Source organism: Variovorax gracilis, assembly GCF_030317115.1.
Classification (GTDB): Bacteria; Pseudomonadota; Gammaproteobacteria; order Burkholderiales; family Burkholderiaceae_C; genus Variovorax; species Variovorax gracilis.
Genome location: NZ_JASZYF010000017.1, coordinates 50458 through 68621, shown reverse-complemented (window position 1 = coordinate 68621; position 18164 = coordinate 50458). Strand labels below are relative to the sequence as shown.

The 18164-nt window shown below is 67.0% G+C and carries 19 protein-coding genes; 11 read left to right on the top strand and 8 right to left on the bottom strand.

All coding sequences use genetic code 11. The features are described 5' to 3' along the window. Positions 1–45: 45 nt before the first annotated feature. On the top strand, positions 46–1173 hold the full coding sequence (locus QTH97_RS25325; RefSeq protein WP_286571263.1) for an ABC transporter substrate-binding protein: 1128 nt from the start codon (positions 46–48) through the stop codon (positions 1171–1173). Here the strand turns inward: QTH97_RS25325 and QTH97_RS25320 are convergent, their stop codons facing one another. After that, the gene (locus QTH97_RS25320; RefSeq protein ID WP_286571262.1) at positions 1174–1809 is read right to left on the bottom strand and encodes a 2-hydroxychromene-2-carboxylate isomerase; all 636 of its coding nucleotides are present in this window, start codon (positions 1807–1809) and stop codon (positions 1174–1176) included. A 21-nt stretch (positions 1810–1830) separates the two neighbouring features. On the opposite strand from QTH97_RS25320, the gene QTH97_RS25315 reads away from it, so the two are divergent. Then, entirely contained in the window at positions 1831–3396 is a 1566-nt protein-coding gene (locus QTH97_RS25315; protein ID WP_286571261.1) for a SidA/IucD/PvdA family monooxygenase, read from the top strand. A gap of 19 nt (positions 3397–3415) precedes the next feature. Here QTH97_RS25315 and QTH97_RS25310 read toward each other — a convergent pair whose 3' ends face one another. Continuing rightward, positions 3416–4324: a ketopantoate reductase family protein gene (locus tag QTH97_RS25310; RefSeq protein WP_286571309.1), complete on the bottom strand. Its 909-nt coding sequence runs from the start codon at positions 4322–4324 to the stop codon at positions 3416–3418. Positions 4325–4764: 440 nt separating this feature from the next. On the opposite strand from QTH97_RS25310, the gene QTH97_RS25305 reads away from it, so the two are divergent. Together QTH97_RS25305 and aqpZ are read left to right on the top strand one after the other, a co-directional pair. After that, positions 4765–5559, top strand: a complete 795-nt coding sequence (locus tag QTH97_RS25305; protein WP_286571260.1) for a hypothetical protein — start codon at positions 4765–4767, stop codon at positions 5557–5559. Positions 5560–5568: 9 nt separating this feature from the next. Beyond that, complete coding sequence (aqpZ, locus tag QTH97_RS25300; RefSeq protein WP_286571259.1) at positions 5569–6288, top strand: aquaporin Z; 720 nt, start codon at positions 5569–5571, stop codon at positions 6286–6288. A gap of 34 nt (positions 6289–6322) precedes the next feature. Here aqpZ and QTH97_RS25295 read toward each other — a convergent pair whose 3' ends face one another. Next, positions 6323–6814 (bottom strand): nucleoside deaminase, encoded by a 492-nt coding sequence (locus QTH97_RS25295; protein WP_286571258.1) that lies wholly within the window; start codon positions 6812–6814, stop codon positions 6323–6325. A gap of 169 nt (positions 6815–6983) precedes the next feature. Between QTH97_RS25295 and QTH97_RS25290 the strand changes: the two genes are divergently transcribed. The 5 genes from QTH97_RS25290 (at position 6984) to QTH97_RS25270 (ending at position 11126) form a co-directional block, all read left to right on the top strand. After that, a complete protein-coding gene (locus QTH97_RS25290) occupies positions 6984–7607 on the top strand; it encodes a sensor histidine kinase (RefSeq protein ID WP_286571257.1) in 624 nt (207 codons plus the stop codon). 84 nt (positions 7608–7691) lie between these two features. Next, positions 7692–8555 (top strand): dioxygenase family protein, encoded by an 864-nt coding sequence (locus QTH97_RS25285; protein WP_286571256.1) that lies wholly within the window; start codon positions 7692–7694, stop codon positions 8553–8555. A 54-nt stretch (positions 8556–8609) separates the two neighbouring features. Next, complete coding sequence (locus tag QTH97_RS25280; protein ID WP_286571255.1) at positions 8610–10139, top strand: ATP-binding protein; 1530 nt, start codon at positions 8610–8612, stop codon at positions 10137–10139. Next, entirely contained in the window at positions 10136–10816 is a 681-nt protein-coding gene (locus QTH97_RS25275) for a response regulator (protein ID WP_286571254.1), read from the top strand. Before QTH97_RS25280 ends, QTH97_RS25275 begins: the two co-directional genes overlap by 4 nt. A gap of 55 nt (positions 10817–10871) precedes the next feature. Next, positions 10872–11126 carry a hypothetical protein gene (locus QTH97_RS25270; protein WP_286571253.1) on the top strand — a complete coding sequence of 85 codons (255 nt, stop codon included), beginning with the start codon at positions 10872–10874 and terminating at the stop codon, positions 11124–11126. Positions 11127–11144: 18 nt separating this feature from the next. Here the strand turns inward: QTH97_RS25270 and QTH97_RS25265 are convergent, their stop codons facing one another. Continuing rightward, positions 11145–12119 (bottom strand): magnesium and cobalt transport protein CorA, encoded by a 975-nt coding sequence (locus QTH97_RS25265; RefSeq protein WP_286571252.1) that lies wholly within the window; start codon positions 12117–12119, stop codon positions 11145–11147. Positions 12120–12192: 73 nt separating this feature from the next. After that, complete coding sequence (locus QTH97_RS25260; protein ID WP_286571251.1) at positions 12193–12942, bottom strand: SDR family oxidoreductase; 750 nt, start codon at positions 12940–12942, stop codon at positions 12193–12195. Between the two features lie 157 nt (positions 12943–13099). On the opposite strand from QTH97_RS25260, the gene QTH97_RS25255 reads away from it, so the two are divergent. Continuing rightward, a complete protein-coding gene (locus tag QTH97_RS25255; RefSeq protein ID WP_286571249.1) occupies positions 13100–14020 on the top strand; it encodes a LysR family transcriptional regulator in 921 nt (306 codons plus the stop codon). Between the two features lie 132 nt (positions 14021–14152). Here the strand turns inward: QTH97_RS25255 and QTH97_RS25250 are convergent, their stop codons facing one another. Next, positions 14153–14938 (bottom strand): slipin family protein, encoded by a 786-nt coding sequence (locus QTH97_RS25250; protein WP_286571248.1) that lies wholly within the window; start codon positions 14936–14938, stop codon positions 14153–14155. Between the two features lie 3 nt (positions 14939–14941). After that, on the bottom strand, positions 14942–16306 hold the full coding sequence (locus QTH97_RS25245) for an NfeD family protein (RefSeq protein ID WP_286571247.1): 1365 nt from the start codon (positions 16304–16306) through the stop codon (positions 14942–14944). Between the two features lie 166 nt (positions 16307–16472). On the opposite strand from QTH97_RS25245, the gene QTH97_RS25240 reads away from it, so the two are divergent. Continuing rightward, positions 16473–16970, top strand: a complete 498-nt coding sequence (locus tag QTH97_RS25240; RefSeq protein ID WP_286571246.1) for a tetratricopeptide repeat protein — start codon at positions 16473–16475, stop codon at positions 16968–16970. An 84-nt stretch (positions 16971–17054) separates the two neighbouring features. Here QTH97_RS25240 and QTH97_RS25235 read toward each other — a convergent pair whose 3' ends face one another. Next, on the bottom strand, positions 17055–18059 hold the full coding sequence (locus QTH97_RS25235) for a Bug family tripartite tricarboxylate transporter substrate binding protein (RefSeq protein ID WP_286571245.1): 1005 nt from the start codon (positions 18057–18059) through the stop codon (positions 17055–17057). Positions 18060–18164: the final 105 nt, after the last annotated feature.

Sequence of the window (18164 nt, the reverse complement as noted above, 5' to 3'; positions counted from 1 at the left end):
GGCGAGTCTAAGTTGTGCGTCGCGAATGCGCGCGGAGGGGTTTTCATGAAGATGAATCGCAGGCATTTTTCGATCGCTACGGGCGCAGCGGCGCTCGCGGGCTTTCAATGGGCGCGCGCGCAGAGCGAAACGCCGATCGTGCTGGGCCAGTCGGCACCGTTCACCGGCCCCGCCGCGCAGCTCGGCATCCAGTTCTATGAAGGCGCCAAGCTTTTCCTGGACCAGTACAACGCGCAGCCCGGCCACCGCGACGTCGCGATCAAGTTCCTGGACGACGGCTACGAGCCCGACCGCTGTGCGGCCAACACCAAGCGGCTGATCGACGACGAGGCCTTTGCCCTGTTCGGCTACATCGGCACGCCCACCAGCCTGGCGGCGATGCCGCTCGCGGTGAACGCGAAGATTCCCTTCATCGCGCCCTTCACCGGCGCGATGGCCTTGCGCGAGCCTTTCCACAAGAACGTGTTCCACCTGCGCGCCTCGTACAACGACGAGACCGCGCTGATCGTGAAGCAGCTCACCCATCTCGGCCTGAAGAAGATCGCGGTCTTCTATCAGAACGATGCCTACGGCAAGGCCGGCCTCGACGGCGTGACGCTGGCGCTGGCGCAGATGGACCTCAAGCCGGCGGCGCTGGCCACGGTCGAGCGGAACTCGTCCGACGTCGCCACGGCGGTCAGGAGCATCGTGGCGGCGCGCCCGGACGCGGTGGTCCAGGTCAGCGCGTACAAGTCGTGCGCCGCCTTCATCCGCGAAGCGCGCAAGGCGGGCTACGGCGGCACGTTCTTCAACGTCTCTTTCGTCGGCACGCAGGCCCTGGCCGACGAACTCGGCAAGGACGGCGCCGGCGTGGTCGTCACGCAGGTCGTGCCCTCGCCCTACAACGCGGCGAACGGCATCACGCGCGAATTCAACGAAGCGCTGCGCAAGGGCGGCGGCAACACCAAGGCCAACTTTTCCAGCCTGGAGGGCTATCTGGCGGCGAAGGTGCTGGTCGAAGGACTGCGCCGCGCGCCAGGCAAGGCCACGCGGGACGGCCTGATCACCGGGCTCGAAAGCATCGACAGGCAGCAGTTCGGCGGTTTCGAGGTGTCGTTCTCGCCGCGCAACCACGTGGCATCGAAGTTCGTCGAGCTGTCGATGATCACGGGCGACGGCCGAATCCGCACCTAGTCAGGCGCCGCGCGCGGTCCTGAGACGATCCAGCGCGCGATCGAGGAAAGCCAGGCGGTCCTGGCCCCAGAATCGTTCGCCGTCGAGGATGTAGGTCGGCGCTCCGAACACGCCCTTTTCCACGGCTTCGGCGCTGTTCGCGCGATAGGTGGCCAGCGTTTCCGGCGTCTGCTCCAGCGCCTGGAGCGCGGCGCCGTCGTAGCCGTTCTCGTCGGCGACGGCAATGCGCACGGCCGCGTCCGAGGTGTCGCGCTCCTCCGCCCACAGCGCGCGCAGCAATGCATGCGAGAGCGGCTGCGCATCGAGCCCTTGCAGTTGCGTCGCAATGACCATCCAGCCCGGATACTTGTTCCAGTCCGGATCGCTCGCCGCACCCTTGGGGTAGTGTGCCGGTTCGAGGTTGAGCGCCATGCCGAGATGGTCGCGCCAACGGGCGAGTTCCAGCGCGTGGTAGGTGCGGCGCGGCTCGGGCCGGGTCTTGAGCGGAATGCCCCCGGTCTGCGGAACCACGGCCTGGAAGTCGTAGGGCTTCAGCGTGAGCTGCACATGGTGGCGGCGCACGATGTCCTGCAGTTGCGGGCCGCCCAGGTAGGCCCATGGGGAAGAGAGGCTGTAGTAGCAGTCGAGAGCGATCATGTTCTGGATTATCTTCAGGCGATGGCCTCCGACGACTCAACCTCCGACGCACTGCCCCCGGTGCCACTGCAATTCATCGCGAGCCCGCGCGATACGGCGGCGCTGGCGCGCCTGGCGACGCAGGCACGCGCCGATCTCGAACGCATCAACGTGCCGCCTCCCGCCTGGGTGCTGCCGGCCGAATCATCGACCGCCGAGGTACCCGTGCTCGACGTGCTGGTTGCCGGCGCCGGCATGTGCGGACAGACCGCCGCCTATGCGCTGCGCCGCGAAGGCGTCACGAACATGCGGGTGATCGACCGCGCCGCGCGCGGCGAAGAAGGCCCGTGGGGTACCTATGCGCGCATGCTGACCCTGCGCAGCCCCAAGCACATCGGCGGGCCGGAGCTGGGCATTCCGTCGCTGAGCTTTCGCGCCTGGTACGAAGCCCAGCACGGCGAAGGCGGCGAAAGCTCCGCCGAAGGCACACCGGGCTGGCTGGCGCTGCACAAGATCGGCCGCGTCGACTGGCGCGACTACCTGCTGTGGGTGCGCGACACCGTCGGCCTGCAGGTCGACAACGGCGTGTCGCTGCGCTCCGTGTCGCACGCCGACGGTGGCCGCGTCCTCCTGATCGAGTTGGAGGATGCCCACGGCCGCCGCGAAACCGTGCGCACACGTCAGCTCGTGCTGGCGCTCGGCCGCGACGGCAGCGGCGCTCCGCGCTGGCCCGCCTTTCCGTCGCTGCGTCGTGCCGACTCGCATGCGGCCGGCCGCGTCTTCCATTCCGCCGACTCCATCGACTTCGCCGCCTGGGAAGGCCGACGCATCGGCGTTCTCGGCGCCGGTGCTTCGGCCTTCGACAACGCTGCCTGCGCATTGGAAGCCGGCGCCGCGAAGGTGACGCTCTTCGCGCGCCGCGCGCAATTGCCGCAGGTCAACAAGAGCAAGGCCGCTTCGAGCCATGGGTTCCTGCGCGGTTTCGAGGGGCTCGACGATGCGCGCAAGTGGCGCGTCTACACCTACATCTTCGACGAGCAGGTGCCGCCGCCCTGGGAAACCGTGCGCCGCTGTGACGCGCACGATGCCTTCGAGTTGCGCCTGGGCACGCCATGGGATGACGTGGCGCCCGACGAGGATGGCGTGACCGTCACCCTGCCCGACGGTGGCAGCGAGCGCTTCGATGCAGTGATCTTCGGCACCGGCTTCGACGTCGATCTGCTCGACCGGCCGGAGATCGCACCCTACACGGCGCATATCGACACCTGGGCAAAACACGTCTCGGCGACAGAGGCCGAGCATCACCCGGAGCCGGCGCGCTTCCCCTATCTTGGCGCTGGCTTCGAGTTGCGCAGTGCGGACCCGGCCAGCCCGCAGGCGGACGCGCTTTCGCGCATGCGCCTCTTCAACTGGGGCGCGACCATGAGCCACGGCGCTCTGGCCGGGGACATCCCGGGCCTCGCCATCGGCGCGACGCGGCTCGCCCAGGCGATCGCGCGCGACTTGTTCGTCGAAGATGCCGACCGGCACTGGGAACGCCTGCAGGCCCACGAGGAGCCGGAGCTGATCGCGACCCGGTGGTACGTGGCGGACAAGCCGTCCGACTGAGCCCTCGGGCCGGCACAGGTCAGTGCGCCGGTGCCTGGCCCTGGCGATCCTCGATCAGCTTGACCAGCGTCCACAGCGTGCGATTGACAGGTGCCGGCACGTCCACCGCCTCACCCTTGCGCACCACGTAGCCGTTGAGATGGTCGATCTCGCTGCGCTTGCCGCGCGCCAGGTCCTGCGCGGTGGATGAAAACTGCGACGGCATCGTCTGCGCGATGCGCTCCACCGCTTGCCACGTGTCCCCAGGCACGGTCACGCCACTGGCATGGGCAACGGCTAGGCATTCCCGCACCACGTCGCGCATCACGGCGTCGACACCCGGGCCCTGCACGACACGGCCATAGGGAAGCTGCGAGATTGCGGACAGCGCGTTGTAGGCGCAGTTCAGGATCAGCTTGGCCCACAGCGAGCCGACGACGTTGTCGGAAATCTGGGTCGGCACGCCCGCTTCCGCCAGAAGCGCCGCGACCTGCTCGCTGGCCTTCGACGGGGCGATGACCAGTTCGCCCCGGCCGTGGTGCCTGACGTGGCCCGGCCCCGCCATCTCGGTGGCCACATAGACCACTGCGGCCGCGACTTGTTGCGACACGAGCGCCTGCAGGCGCTCGGCATTGTCCACACCGTTCTGGAGCGTGATCACGAGGGCATCGGGCATGAGATGCGGCCGGATCTCCATCGCGGCGCTCTCGGTGTCGGTCGACTTGACGCAAAAGAGCACAAGCCTTGCGCCCTCCACCGCGCTGGCGTCGGTATTCGCCTGCATCGGCACATGCGCTTTGAAGCTCTGCGTGTCGAGCAGGAGACCGTCGCGACGGACGGCCCCTACGTGCTGAGGCCGTCCGATCAGCGTCACCGAATGGCCGGCCCGGGCCAGCATGCCGCCGTAGTAGCAGCCCACCGCACCGGCCCCCATCACGGCGATCTTCATGGGGCTCGGTCCCGGAACTTTCATTGGCTTGGCTGTCATGAATGCGCTTTCGTCGGCTTGTGGCGGGCGCACATGATTTCATGGGTGCGATGACCTTGACCGCCGGTCTGCCTTCTCGTCCCCAAGATTTGCCCCATGCATTTCAAGAACATTCAGGGCGGGAACTGGGCCCTTGACAAGTCACATCGGCCATAAAATTTTGCCCCGCTGCGTTTCGTTTAAGAATCGACAACTGATCTCTTCGTTGTCCTATTTGAGTTCAAAAGCAATCAATTCCACCTTTCTTCTGGAATCGTGAACTTATCCCTTAGGCAGTGAGCGCCAAAGAATTACATTCTTGAGCAGCGGTCTACCAACCGATCCACCGCCGACCACCGTGTTGGCACCCACACAAGAAAACGATGCGCGCGCACTGCGCAGTGCATCAAGGGAAGCTCGTCATGTCTCGTTTTGCTGCCAAGCGGCGCGCAGGTGTGCTCGCCTACACCCTGCGTGCCCGCGAATACATGCGTCGCACGCTACGCGCGCAGCGCTACGCGCCCCTCGTGTTCACGAGCCTGGAAGAACTCACCGCCATGGGCACGGGCGCGAGGACGCTCGACATGCTGCTGCTGGGCGATATGCCGGAATCGGACAGCCAGGGGCAACCCATGCTCGCTGCCATTCGCGGCATCGTCGGGTCCGACGTGCCCGTGCTGGGCCTGAAGTTGCAGAACGACCCAAGGTTCATCCTTCAGCGCGCAAGCACCGACGATGACTTCACCGTGGCGCCGCGGTTCTTCAGCGATCTCTACCGGGTGATCCTGTCGTTCCTGGACGCCCACGGCTTCGAAAGCTCGTCCCCTCTCCTCTCATGGGGCGACTATGCCTTCGATCCGCTCCGCAGGAGCGTCAACTTCGCAAGGCGCCAGGCGCGCCTGGACCCGGTCGCCTTCGATGTCGCCCTCGAACTCTTCTTCAACGTCCACCGAACGCTGACGCGGAAGGCCTTGCGCCTGATGCTGCCCACTGGTGAGCAGGGCCAGACCGGATACCGCATCGACAACATCGGTTCCGTCATCAAGGACGTGCGCTCTGCGCTTCATCTGCGCGGTTCACGCGGCTGGAGCCTGGAAACCTTTCCCCACGCCGGCTACCGGCTGACGCGGATGGCGCCCTCTCCCCCGCCATCGCCCCTTGCTCCAGCACCTCTTTCCCATTTCCAGCAACCCACCCCCTCACTACAACTGAACTGAAAGCTCCTCATGCAACATGGCAATTTCAAGATCTGGTCCGCCGAGTTTCTCGGCACCTTCTGGCTCACCTTCGGCGGCTGCGGCAGCGCCGTGCTCGCCGCAGCGTTTCCCGAACTCGGCATCGGGCTGCTCGGTGTCTCGCTCGCCTTCGGCCTGACGGTCGTCACCGGCGCCTATGCGTTCGGCCCCATCTCCGGCGGCCACTTCAATCCGGCTGTCTCGCTCGGCCTGGTGGTTGCAGGCCGCATGCCGGCCGGCAAGCTGCCGGGCTACGTGGTGGCCCAGGTGGCGGGCGCATGCGCCGCCGCCGGGGTCCTGTACTTCATCGCCTCCGGCAAGCCCGACGCCGACCTCGGTGGCTTTGCGGCCAACGGCTTCGGGGCGAACTCGCCCGGCCAGTACAGCATGGCCGCAGCACTGGTGTGCGAGATCGTGATGACTGCGTTCTTCCTGCTCGTGATCCTGGGCTCCACCGCGCAGCGCGCCTCGAACGCCTTTGCAGGCATGGCGATCGGCCTGTGCCTCGCGCTGATTCACCTCGTGTCGATCCCCGTGACCAAGACCTCCGTCAACCCGGCGCGCAGCACCGGCCCGGCACTGTTCGCACCGCAGTGGGCGATGGACCAGTTATGGATGTTCTGGGTGGCTCCGCTGGTCGGTGCCGCGCTGGGCGCGATCATCTATCGCGTGGCGATGTCCGAGCCGCGCTCGGCCCATGCTGCCGCTTGAGCCTGAAAGCCTGAGAGGCCGGCGGCCCGCTGCGCTAGCCGCGCCGGCCCGCCGCCCACGCCTCCAGCACCTCGACCGCCGCGCGGTCGAGTTTCTGCTCCGAAGGCATGGCACGCGCAGCAAGCGGTGCACCTGCCTCGGCACGCAGTTCCTCCACATCGACAGGGTGCCGGGCCTCCACCGGCACACCCGCAAAAGCCTCACCCGACTGCGCAAGCGAAGCCGCGTAGTAGAGCTTGCCGATGCCCGCGATCCTCATGGCGGCCACGCACAGCGCGCAGGGCTCGCACGACGTGTAGAGATCGCAACCGCTCAGATCGACGCTCTTCAGATTGCGGCAGGCATCACGAATGGCCTCGACCTCACCGTGCGAGGTGGGATCGAAATGCGCCACGGAGTGATTGAAGCCCTCGCCCACCACCGCGCCGTCCCTCACGACCACGGCGCCGAATGGCTCGGTGCCCGGCGTGTCGAGCGCCTGCGCCGACAGCGCGATGGCGCGCTTCATGAATTCTTCCTGGTACATGGTCGCTCCTGGTTTCTCGGTCATTCGATGGCACTCGCCGAAAGCCGGAGCGATGGCGTGCGCCGGGATTGCGGAGAGATATTGAAGGCCCGATGAGGCGTGCGGGAGCTGTTGCACCGACAGCGGAGACAGGGACTAATGCGACGCATCGTCACCACCTCGCTCCTGCATGAACACAGCCCAGATCGCCATTGCCCTCTTCGTCTTCATCCTGCTTTCCGTATTCTGGCGCCTGTTGGATCGGCGCAGCGGCGGCTCCGCCGCGGCGACGCACCCCCGACCCGCCGCATCCAATCCTCTCTCGTGCAAGCAGGCCGATATCCGGCAACTGCTGCAGCAGATGTCCGGCGCCCTGCAAGCCCGGCTCCAGGATGCCGGCATGGCATTGGAGCTGAAGCTTCCCGGCGACCCGCTGCCGGTGCTCCTCGATCGTTCGGGGATGCAGGAAGTCTTTGCGCACATCGTCGAGTTCGCCTGCCGCGCGATGAAGGCCGGCAGCACCCTGCACGTGCTGGGCCGCATCGACGGCACTCAGGCCGTCGTCAACTTCATCGACCGCGCACCGGGCACCGATGAGCCTCGTCTCGCGCAATGCTTCGATGCGGCATCCGCGCAATGCGCACAGCCCCACGGCGACTGCGAATCGCTCGCGAGCGTTGCGCTCTGCACGCAGATCGTCGGAGAGCACCGGGGCCGCATCTATGCGGCGCCGTCGCCGCTGGGGCGCCTGGGCATCACCTTGCGACTGCCGCTGCAGGGCCTCGGCGTCAACGATGCTCCAACCCGGCCCTAGGGCCTTTGCACAAGTTTTCTCCCAGATCGCCACGCACAGTCGGCCCATCGCGAATTTCGCGCGTTCCGCGCAGGAGAAACTCAGATGGAAAAGGATTCACCACCGACCGACGGCACCAGACGTCACGTGCTGGGCGCGCTCGGTTCGCTGGGCTTGTATGCGTTGGGCGGATGCGGCGGCGGGGGCAGCAGCGGCACCTCCTCGACTTCGACGCTGGCGCCGATCATGACCACCTCCGCCTCCACCGCGGCCACCACGGCGGCGACCACCGGCACCACCACCGACGCGGCCACGACTTCCAGTACCTGCCAGGTGGTGCCCGAGGAGACAGAGGGCCCCTACCCCGCCGACGGCTCGAACGCCGGCAACAACAGCTACAACGTGCTCGCCCTCTCCGGCATCGTGCGCTCAGACATCCGCACGAACATCGGCGGCACGGCCCAGGTCGGCGGCGCGCCGCTGACACTCACCATCACGCTCACCAACACCAGGACCAGTTGCGCGCCGCTGGCCGGCTACGCCATCTATCTGTGGCACTGCACGCGCGAAGGCACCTACTCGGTCTACACCACTCAAAGCCTCGCCGACAACCACTTGCGCGGCGTACAGGAGACGGACGCGAACGGCACGGTCAGTTTCATCACCGTCGTGCCCGGCTGCTACGCAGGGCGCATGCCGCACATGCACCTGGAGATCTACCCGAGCCTGTCGAATGCCAAGTCGGCGGGCAGCAAGGTGAAGACCACGCAGCTCGCCTTTCCGACGGAGACGCTGCGCGCCATCTACAACAGTGCCGCCGGCTATTCGCAGAGCGTGGCCAACCTGAACGCGATCAGTTTCGCAACGGACAACGTGTTCAGCGACGGCACCTCGCTCGAGATGGTGAACTTCAGCGGCGACGCCACCAGCGGCTACAGCGCGAACATCGCCATCGCGATCGCCGCCTGACCGGCCGTGCCCGCAGGCATGCCGCACAATGCGGCTCGCCCGCCCGCCGCCACCATGCCCCGCCTGACGCTGTTTCGAAAGATCTTCCTCGCGCTGGCGGTGCTGCTGCTGGCACTGCTGCTGATCTTCGCGGGCTTCTCGCGCCTCGGCCTGCAACGAGGGCTCGGACCGTACGTCGCGGAGATCGAGATCCGACGCATGGACTGGCTCGCCGAGCTGCTCAAGAAGCATCACGCGGAGAAGGGCAACTGGGACACCCTGCGGCACGACCCGGCCGCGTGGCATGACGTGCAGATGGGCGGGTTCGGCCCGATGCGAGACATGCGGCCGCCTTCGTGGCAAGGCGGCCCGCCGCCCCGTGATGCGGGAGGGCCTCCGCCCGGTCCGCCGCCCGACCTGCTTCCTTCGCGCCGCATGCCGCCTCCGCCCCCGCCGCCGGACGCGTCCGGCGGCCCCCGCGGCAATCCGGATTCCGTCTACCAGCGCCTGGGCCTCGTCGACGCCAAAGGTGGCTGGGTGGCCGGCGCCAGGGTCGACCCGTCGATCGCCGCCCGGCTCCCGCTGCGAGACGTCGATCGGCTCATCGGCACCCTCCTTCTCGCGCCGCTCCAGGGGCTGGAGAGCGACGCCGACCGCGCTTTCGTCGCACGGCAGTCGAGCTTCGTCATCTGGACAGGCGTGGCCGGCCTCGCCATCGCGCTGCTGTTGTCATGGCTGCTGGCGCGCCGGTGGTTTGCGCGCATCGACGCACTCACGCAGGGCGCGCAAAGCGTCGCGCAAGGACGTCTGGACGCACGCGTGCCCGTGCATGGACACGACGAACTCGCCCTGCTGGGCCGCACCTTCAACGACATGGCAGAGCGCCTCGACCACATCGAGGCTTCGCGCCGCGCGTGGCTGGCCGACGTCGCTCACGAGCTGCGCACGCCGCTGGCCGCGATGCGTGCCGAGATCGAGGCGCTGCAGGACGGCGTGCGCAGCTTCGACGACAAGACCGCGCTCCGATTGCACAGGCAGGTGATGCGGCTCGGGCAACTCGTCGACGACCTGCGCAGCAGCATGCGCGAACAGGACGATGCGGCGCCGCCCTTCGCGACGGTGTTTCCGCTGGCGCTGCTGAAAGAGGCGCTGGCGCTCACGCGCGAACGCTTCGCGCAACGCGCAATCCTGCTCGACGCAGGCGCCCTCGACGTACTGGCGGCCGATCATCAGCCGCTGGTGCACGGCGAAGCGCGCCGGCTGCACCAGGCTTTCATGAACCTGATCGAGAACACGCTGTCGTACACGGACAGTGGCGGCCGCCTGCGAATCGACGCACACATCGACGGCAGCCCCGGCGCGCAGCGGCTGGTGCTTCAGTTCGACGACAGCGCGCCCGGCGTCGCGCCCGCCGAACTCCCGCGCCTGTTCGAACGCCTGTTTCGCGGCGACGCATCGCGCAACCGCGCACTGGGCGGCTCCGGACTCGGGCTGGCGATCTGCCGCGCCACCATCGAGGCGCACGGAGGTTCGATCGACGCAGCGCCGTCGGCACTCGGCGGGTTGCGCATCACATTGACGCTGCCGCTGGAGGGCACGGCATGACCCGCATCCTGGTCGTCGAGGACGAGGACGACATTGCTTCGGTGCTCGTGGACTACCTGCGGCACGCGGGCTACGACACGGAGCGCGTGGCCGACGGCGAGAGCGCCCTCGAACGCATGGTCGCGGATCCGCCAGATCTCACGCTGCTCGACATCATGCTGCCGCGACTGGACGGGATGTCGGTGCTCGAGCGGGCGCGGCAGCATACGGCCCATCCGGTCATCATGCTCACCGCCCGCATCGAGGAAGTCGATCGCCTGCTCGGACTCGAACTCGGCGCCGACGACTACGTGTGCAAGCCCTTTTCGCCGCGCGAGGTGGTGGCGCGCGTGCGTGCCGTGCTCCGTCGCAGCCTCGCTGGCGATGCATCGCCATCGATCCAGAAGCGGCTGCTGCTGGACGACGCGCAGTGGCGCGCAACCCTCGACGGTTCACCGCTGAGCCTGACCCGCCTCGAATTCAGGCTGCTCCAGGTGCTGTCGCGGCAGCCGGGCCGGATCTTCTCGCGTTCGCAACTGCTGGACCTCGCCTACGAGGACACCGCCGACGTGACCGAGCGCGCGGTGGACAGCCACATCAAGAACCTGCGCCGCAAGCTGGCCGCCGCCGGAACGGCACACGACTGGATCCGCTCTGTCTACGGCGTCGGCTTCGCCTTCGAAGAACCCGGCGCCTGAAGCTCCCATATTCCTCCGAAGTTGCCAGCGACCATCGGCCACAAGGAGATTCCAGATGAACCGAACCCAGGGATGGGGCCTGCCGGCCCTTGTCGCCCTTCTTCAGGGCTGCGTGATGCCGCCGCCACCGCCGCCTCCCCACCATCACGAAGGACGGCCACCACCGCCGCCTGAATTCATGAAGGCTTGCGAAGGCCGCCAGGAAGGTGCCGCCGTGCAGATCGTGGGCCGGCGCGGCGAGCCCATCGACGGCATGTGCCAGCGCACACCGGATGGCCGGCTCGTCTTCACGCCCGCACCGCCTCGCTGAATGCGGGGCGCGGGCTGCTCAGACCCAACCCGCGCGCCTGAAGCGGTAGTAGAGGTAGCCGCAGCAGCCGATGATGAGCGCCAGCGCGGCAGCGTAGCCGTAGCGCCAGTCCAGCTCCGGCATGTTCTTGAAGTTCATGCCCCAGATGCCTGCGAACGCGGTGCACACCGCGAAGATGGCGGCCCAGGCCGCCAGGCGCTTGGTGACCTCGCCGTCCTCGATCGTGACCATCGAGAGGTTGACCTGGATCGCCGTGCCGATCGAGTCCCGGATGGCATCGATGGAGGCATTGATGCGGCCGAGATGATCGATGACGTCGCGAAAGTAGGCCTGCGATCCCAGGCAGATCTGCGGCACCCGCCCACCGTGGAGCTTGCTGGCGCCTTCGAGCAGCGGAGCGACCGCGTGCTTGAGCACAGTGAGGCGCTGCTTCAGGTCGTACAGCCGCTTGATGCTCTCGCGCGCCGCGCCCTTGGTGAGGATGCGCTGCTCGATGGTTTCGATCTCGACCTCGAAGGCATCGATGATCGGAAAGTAGCGATCGACCACCGCGTCCATCAGCGCGTAGAGCACGAAACCCGGGCCATGCCGGAGCAAGTCGGGCTCCCGCTCGCAGCGCTCGCGCACCTCGACGAAGCCGTGCTCGCTGCGATTGCGAACCGACACCACATAGTTGTGCCCCACGAAGACATCGATCTCGCCGATGTTCAGCCTTGACGTCTCCGAGCCTCCGGGCTCCAACAGATGCATGACGGCGAACAGGGAATCCTCGTACTCCTCGACCTTCGGCCGCTGATGGCCATGCTGGGCATCCTCGACCGCCAGCGGGTGCAGGCCGAACTCGGCCTGCAGTTCGGCCAGTTCCTCGGCCGTTGCGTCGTGCAGCGCGACCCAGACGAAGCAGCCCGGCAACGAGAGATATTCGCTGATCTTAGAGACGGGAATGTCGGCGAGCTTGGTGCCGTCCTCGTAGACGACGCAGTTGATGAGCATGCGAAGAGCCCGGGGGGCAGTAACGATGACGGGTTCATCTTGCCACGCACGGGCTCGCACCGGCGCCTGCCGATCAGAGCTGGCTCATGCCGCCATCGACGATGATTTCGGTGCCGACGATGAAAGCGGACTCCGGCGCCGACAAGTGCAGCACGGTGGACGCAATTTCATCCGGCGTGCCGAAGCGGCCCAGCGGCACCTGCGCCTGGATCTGCGCGGCGGTGGCTTCCAGCGTCGCCGAATCGAGGCCCAGCTTGCCGTAGAGCGGCGTTTGAACCGGCCCGGGGCTGACCACATTGACCCGCGCACCCAGAGGCAGCAGTTCGGCCGACAGCGTCTTCGCCAGCGAGATGACCGCCGCCTTGCTCGCGGCGTAGACCGAGGAATTCGGCATGCCGATGTGCGCGTTGATCGAGCCGTTGATCACGATCGAAGCGCCCGGGTCCAGCAGCGGGGTCAGCGCCTGGATCTGGAAGAAGACGCCCTTGACGTTGATGTCGAAGGCCTCGTCCCAGAAGGCTTCGGTCACGTCCGCCAGGCCGGCGAACCGGGCGATGCCCGCGTTGAGGAAGACGGCGTTGAGCGTCACGCCATGACCGGAGAGTGTCGCGGCAAGCTCCTTCGCCGATGCCGGAGCGCCCGCATCGTTGCGGATGGCCAGGGCGCGAGGGCCGAGTTCGGCCTGCGCCCTTTCGAGCGCCGCGGCGTCGCGGCCGGTGACGATGACGCGTGCGCCTTCGGCGGCGAAGGCCTTGGCGGCAGCCAGGCCGATACCGCTCGTGCCGCCGGTGACGAGGACTGTCTTGTCTTGAAAGCGATTCATGGTGGACTCCAATGGGTTGCGGTGGATTACCGTGATGTGAATGGTCCGCTTTCGAGGGCCCCTTGACGTACCGCCCCCGCGATGAACATGTGCGAAGAAATCGAACATGTGGGCTCGCCATGCCATGATTCCGGCGAACTTGTTCGAGGAAACGACGATGCTGTCAGAAGACGAACTCGCGCTGCTGGAGGCCATTCGGGAGAGTGGCAGCCTCTCGCGCGCCGCTGCGCGGCTGGGCAAGGCACCTTCGACGATCTCCCATGCCGCACGGCAGCTGGAAGAGAAATTCGACGCGCTGCTGTTCGACCGGCGCCGATACCGCTTGCAGCTCACCCCTGCGGGACAGCTCCTTGCACAGGAAGCGGCAAGGCTGGCGGTGGACGTGTCGCGGCTCTCGCAGCGCGTTCGGCAGGTTGCCAGCGGCTGGGAGGATCGCCTGTGGATCGTGACGGATGAAGTCATCGAGTTCGAGTCGCTGCTGCCGGTCATCACCGCCTTCGATGCGCTGGAGTCCGGCGTCCCTCTGCGCGTGACCCACGAAGTCCTCAGAGGCACCTGGGAGGCGCTACGGGACGGCCGTGCCGACATCGTCGTCGGCGCGACCAACGAGCCTCCATCCATCCAGGACCTGCGCTGGTTCGAGCTCGGCGTGATGGATTGGGTGTTCGCCGTTTCGCCGCGGCATCCGCTCGCGCAGGCGAAGGAGCCGCTGGGCCGCGACCTCCTCACGGGCCACCGCGCCGTGGTTGTCGCAGACACCTCGCGAAGCACCGAGGGCAGTGCCTACGGTACCCACGGCGGCCAGGCGACGCTGGCTGTGCCGACCATGCACGCGAAGATCCTCGCGCAGCGCGAAGGCCTCGGCGTCGGCTGGCTGCCACGGCAGCGCGTCGCTGCGCTGCTCCAGCGCGGCGAACTGGTCGAGAAGCAGACCGCCGACCCGCGCGAGCCCAACATCCTCTACGTCGCCTGGCGCGGCGAGCATGAGGGCCGCGCGCTGGACTGGTGGCTGGAACAGCTCAGGCAGCCACGCCTCGCCGGGCGGCTCGTGCAGGGCCTGGACGCGTTCGTCCGTTGAAGAGGTGCGGCCGGCGCGCAAGACCGCCATCGGCTACACCTTCTTCACCAGCGACATCAAGAGCCTGGGCTGCGGGGACTACCAACAAGACGCGCTTCATCCTCACGCTGACCAAGACGCTATGGCCCTTCGTCAGGCGTCGGGTGTGCCGGGCTTGCGGTTCATCCCCTGCAGCAGCGGCCCGATGACGTCCACCGGCAGCGGGAACACGATGGTCGAGTTCTTGTCGGCCGCGATCACCGTGAGCGTTTCCAGATAGCGAAGCTGCAGCGCCTGCGGATGCCGGCCCAGGATCTCCGCCGCCTCCGCCAGCTTGACCGAAGCCTGCAGTTCGCCTTCGGCATGGATCACCTTGGCGCGCCGCTCGCGCTCGGCTTCGGCCTGGCGCGCGATCGCGCGCACCATGTTTTCGTTCAGGTCCACGTGCTTGATCTCGACGTTGGTCACCTTGATGCCCCAGACAAAGGTCTGCGCCTCCAGCGTCTTCTGGATGTCGAGGTTGAGACGCTCCCGCTCGGCCAGCAGGTCGTCCAGCTCGTGCTTGCCCAGCACGGCGCGCAGCGTGGTCTGCGCGAGCTGGCTGGTCGCCTCGAAGTACTTCTCGACCTGGATGATGGCCTTCTCCGGATCGATGACGCGGAAGTACAGCACCGCGTTCACTTTCACCGAGACGTTGTCGCGGGTGATCAGGTCCTGGCTGGGAATGTCGAGCACCATCACGCGCAGGCCTACGCGCACCATCTGCTGGATGCCGGGAATCAGGATCACCAGCCCCGGTCCCTTGACTTTCCAGAAGCGCCCGAGCTGGAACACCACGCCGCGCTCGTACTCGCGCAGGATACGCAGCGACGCCGCCGCGAGCATCGCGCCCAGGAGCACGACGAAGCCCATGAACACGAAGCTGAAGTTGATGAACATGCGTCACGCCCGGGCCGGGCTCTCCTGGATTTCCTCCGCCACTTGCAAGGCGAGCCCCTGCACCCGGGTCACGCGGATGCGCCGGCCGGGGCGCAGGCCCTCCGCGCCGCGCACCTTCCAGTAGTCGCCCTGGATCTGCGCCCAGCCTTCGCCGTTCGCGAACTCGACCAGTTCACCCGTGGCTCCGACCAGCGTCGAGACGCCGACCGCTGCCGGACGCCGTCGCGTCCTGGCGGCCACGCTCCCGATCACGAGGATGAACACGGCCGAGCCGACCGCCAGCATTCCGATGAGCCAGAGCGGGACGCCGAAGCCGGGCACGTCGTTGTCGATCAGGAGCAGCGCGCCGATCGAGAAGGCTGCCACGCCGCCGACGCCCAGGACGCCGAAGGTCGGCAGGAAAGACTCGGCGATGAGGAAGGCGACGCCCAGCAGGATCAGCCCCAGTCCCGCATAGTTGATCGGCAGCATCTGGAGCCCGAAGAGCGCGAGCATGAGGCTGATCGCGCCCACCACGCCGGGCAGCACGAAACCGGGATTCGAGAATTCGAAGAGCAGGCCATAGACACCGACCATCAGCAGGATCAGCGCCAGGCTGGGCTCGGTGATCACCGACAGCAGGCGGCTGCGCCAGTCGGCCTCGACCACCAGCAGCTCGGCGTTGTGCGTCGCCAGGCGCACGTTGCCTTCGGCCGTGCGGACCTCGCGCCCGTTCACCTGCTTCAGCAGGTCGGGCACATCCTTGGCGATCAGGGTAATGACGTTTTTCTGCAGCGCCTCCTGGGCCGAGAGGCTCACGGATTCGCGCACCGCCTGCTCGCCCCAGTCCGCGTTGCGCCCGCGCAGTTGCGCGAGGCTGCGGATGTAGGCGGATGCATCGGCGAGGCGCTTGGCCGTCATCGCGTCGCCTTGCTGTTCCGGCCCCTTGCCGGAGTTGTCCGGCTTGCCGGCCGGCGCCGCAGGCGTCGGCATGCCGATGGCGACCGGTGTCGCGGCGCCGAGATTGGAGGCCGGTGCCATGGCGGCGATATGGCTCGCGTAGAGGATGTACGTGCCCGCGCTCGCAGCGCGCGCCCCGTTCGGCGCGACGTAGGCGGCCACCGGAACCGGCGAGGCGAGGATGTGCTTGATGATGCTGCGCATCGAGGCATCCAGCCCGCCGGGCGTGTCGATCTGGATCACTGCGAGTCGGGCGTTCTCCGCGGCGGCCAGCTTGAGCCCGCGGCGCACGTAGTCGACGGAGGCCGGGCCGATGGCGCCGTCCAGATCCATCAGCACGACGCGGCCGGGTTGTCCGGTGGGGGCGGCGGAAGGCACGGCTTGGGCTTGGACCCCTCCCGCCGCGAGGGCGAGGAGGACCAGTCCCATCAACCATGCTCTGGCGGACCTCATCGCTTCATTCTAGGGAGCGCGCGCAGCGCTGTCACATGGCGCCCCCGGCTGTTGACACGCGCCCGCCCCAGGATTCGAATGCAGCCGGAGCCGACAGCGATTCGCGGGGCGGGGCGGGGAGGAACGACCTGGAGCACTCATCATGCGCAAGAGAGCATTGGCGACGGCGGCGTGCCTCGTTTTCCTGAGCCTTCCTGCATGGCCCGCAGGCGGCGGTGGGGATGGTGGGGGCGGCGGCGGTGGAGGCGGCAGCAGGGCGGAGGTGAAGAACCTCGATCCCAACTACGTCGCCGCGCAAGCCGCCATCAAGGCCGAACAGTGGACCGACGCCATCGGGCGGCTGACGCTGGTCATCCAGATCGATCCCAATAACGCGGACGCGTGGAACCTGCTGGGCTTTGCCTACCGCCACACGGGTGACATGGACAACTCCTTCAAGCACTACGAGCGAGCGCTGCAGCTCAATCCGAGCCATCGGGACGCCCACGAATACATGGGAGAGGCCTATCTGCAGGTGGGCCGCGTCGAGGACGCGGAGAAGCATCTGAAGGCGCTCGACAAGCTCTGCTGGCTACCCTGCGAGCAGTACACCGAGCTGAAGGAAAAGATCCAGAACTACAAGCGAATGCGCAAGAGCTGATCCCCGGTCTTCGCGCAATTCGTGTCGCTTCGCCAACCCCCTTTGCAGGGGCACACCGCCGTGCCGGCCAGCCGGGGTGCGGCGTCAGTCGATACTTATATTTGCAGCCTTCGCCACTTCGGCCCATTTCACGCGGTTGTCGTGAACGGTCTGCTTGAACTGCGCGGGCGTTTCGATGCGCACCGTGTTGCCCTGGCCTTCGAACTTTTCGCGAAGCTCCGGCTGCTCGAGCACGGACTTGATGGCCGCGTTGAGCTTGTCGACGATACGCGGGTCAGTACCCTTGGGCGCGAAGATGCCGAACCAGATCGAGCTGTCGAAGCCATTGGTCCCGGGAATGCCGCTCGATGCGATGGTCGGCACTTCCTTGATGGCCGCCACCGGCTTCGCGGTGGTGACCCCCAGCAGCCGCACCTTGCCTGCCTTGTACTGCGGCAGCACCGTCTGCACCTGGTTCATGATGCAGCAGGTCTCGCCGCGCACGACCGAGGTGATGGCCTCGGGCCCGCCCTTGTAGGGCACATGCACCATGTCCAGGCCCAGGCGCGAATTGAATTCGGCAAAGGCCATGTGCGTGCCCGCGCCGTTGCCCGTGGAGGCGTAGTTGTACTTGCCGGGATTCGCCTTCACCAGATCGACGAACTCCTTGAGCGTCTTCACGTTCATCACGTCGGGGTTGATGGTGAGCACGTTCGACACGTCGAGCACGGGCGCCACCGGGATGAAGTCAGTCTCGACGTCGAACGGGAGCTTCTTGTAGAGCGCCGCATTGCTGCCGTGCGTGGCCGCGGTGCCGAAGGCGAGCGTGTAGCCATCGGGCCTGGCGCGTGCCACGTACTCGCTGGCGATGTTGCCGGCGGCGCCCGACTTGTAATCGATGATGACCGGCTGGCCGAGCTTGTGCTGCAGCGGCTCCTGGATGGCGCGCGCCACCACGTCGACCCCGGAACCGGCCGGGAAGCCCATGATCATGGTGACGGGCTGCTGGGGCCAGTCGGGCTGCGCAAGGGCCAGGGGCGCCGCGCCGCACAGCGCAATGGCCGAGAGCGCGACAAGACGCCGCGCGCGGCTGGAGAGAGAATCGGACATGACAGTCTTTCGAGACGAATGAGCAGGCCGGAATTGTGGCGTTTTGCTCATGAAGGATCGTGTAGAAGCTTATGCACACGGTCGCCGCTCACGGACTTTTCACCT

Coding starts and splice junctions, on each gene's coding strand:
- QTH97_RS25280 (WP_286571255.1), top strand. CDS start 8,610: ATGCCCCGCCTGACGCTGTTTCGAAAGATCTTCCTCGCGCTGGCGGTG.
- QTH97_RS25325 (WP_286571263.1), top strand. CDS start 46: ATGAAGATGAATCGCAGGCATTTTTCGATCGCTACGGGCGCAGCGGCG.
- QTH97_RS25270 (WP_286571253.1), top strand. CDS start 10,872: ATGAACCGAACCCAGGGATGGGGCCTGCCGGCCCTTGTCGCCCTTCTT.
- QTH97_RS25260 (WP_286571251.1), bottom strand. CDS start 12,942: ATGAATCGCTTTCAAGACAAGACAGTCCTCGTCACCGGCGGCACGAGC.
- aqpZ (WP_286571259.1), top strand. CDS start 5,569: ATGCAACATGGCAATTTCAAGATCTGGTCCGCCGAGTTTCTCGGCACC.
- QTH97_RS25310 (WP_286571309.1), bottom strand. CDS start 4,324: ATGAAGATCGCCGTGATGGGGGCCGGTGCGGTGGGCTGCTACTACGGC.
- QTH97_RS25315 (WP_286571261.1), top strand. CDS start 1,831: ATGGCCTCCGACGACTCAACCTCCGACGCACTGCCCCCGGTGCCACTG.
- QTH97_RS25235 (WP_286571245.1), bottom strand. CDS start 18,059: ATGTCCGATTCTCTCTCCAGCCGCGCGCGGCGTCTTGTCGCGCTCTCG.
- QTH97_RS25320 (WP_286571262.1), bottom strand. CDS start 1,809: ATGATCGCTCTCGACTGCTACTACAGCCTCTCTTCCCCATGGGCCTAC.
- QTH97_RS25305 (WP_286571260.1), top strand. CDS start 4,765: ATGTCTCGTTTTGCTGCCAAGCGGCGCGCAGGTGTGCTCGCCTACACC.
- QTH97_RS25250 (WP_286571248.1), bottom strand. CDS start 14,938: ATGTTCATCAACTTCAGCTTCGTGTTCATGGGCTTCGTCGTGCTCCTG.
- QTH97_RS25265 (WP_286571252.1), bottom strand. CDS start 12,119: ATGCTCATCAACTGCGTCGTCTACGAGGACGGCACCAAGCTCGCCGAC.
- QTH97_RS25245 (WP_286571247.1), bottom strand. CDS start 16,306: ATGGGACTGGTCCTCCTCGCCCTCGCGGCGGGAGGGGTCCAAGCCCAA.
- QTH97_RS25295 (WP_286571258.1), bottom strand. CDS start 6,814: ATGTACCAGGAAGAATTCATGAAGCGCGCCATCGCGCTGTCGGCGCAG.
- QTH97_RS25275 (WP_286571254.1), top strand. CDS start 10,136: ATGACCCGCATCCTGGTCGTCGAGGACGAGGACGACATTGCTTCGGTG.
- QTH97_RS25240 (WP_286571246.1), top strand. CDS start 16,473: ATGCGCAAGAGAGCATTGGCGACGGCGGCGTGCCTCGTTTTCCTGAGC.
- QTH97_RS25255 (WP_286571249.1), top strand. CDS start 13,100: ATGCTGTCAGAAGACGAACTCGCGCTGCTGGAGGCCATTCGGGAGAGT.
- QTH97_RS25290 (WP_286571257.1), top strand. CDS start 6,984: ATGAACACAGCCCAGATCGCCATTGCCCTCTTCGTCTTCATCCTGCTT.
- QTH97_RS25285 (WP_286571256.1), top strand. CDS start 7,692: ATGGAAAAGGATTCACCACCGACCGACGGCACCAGACGTCACGTGCTG.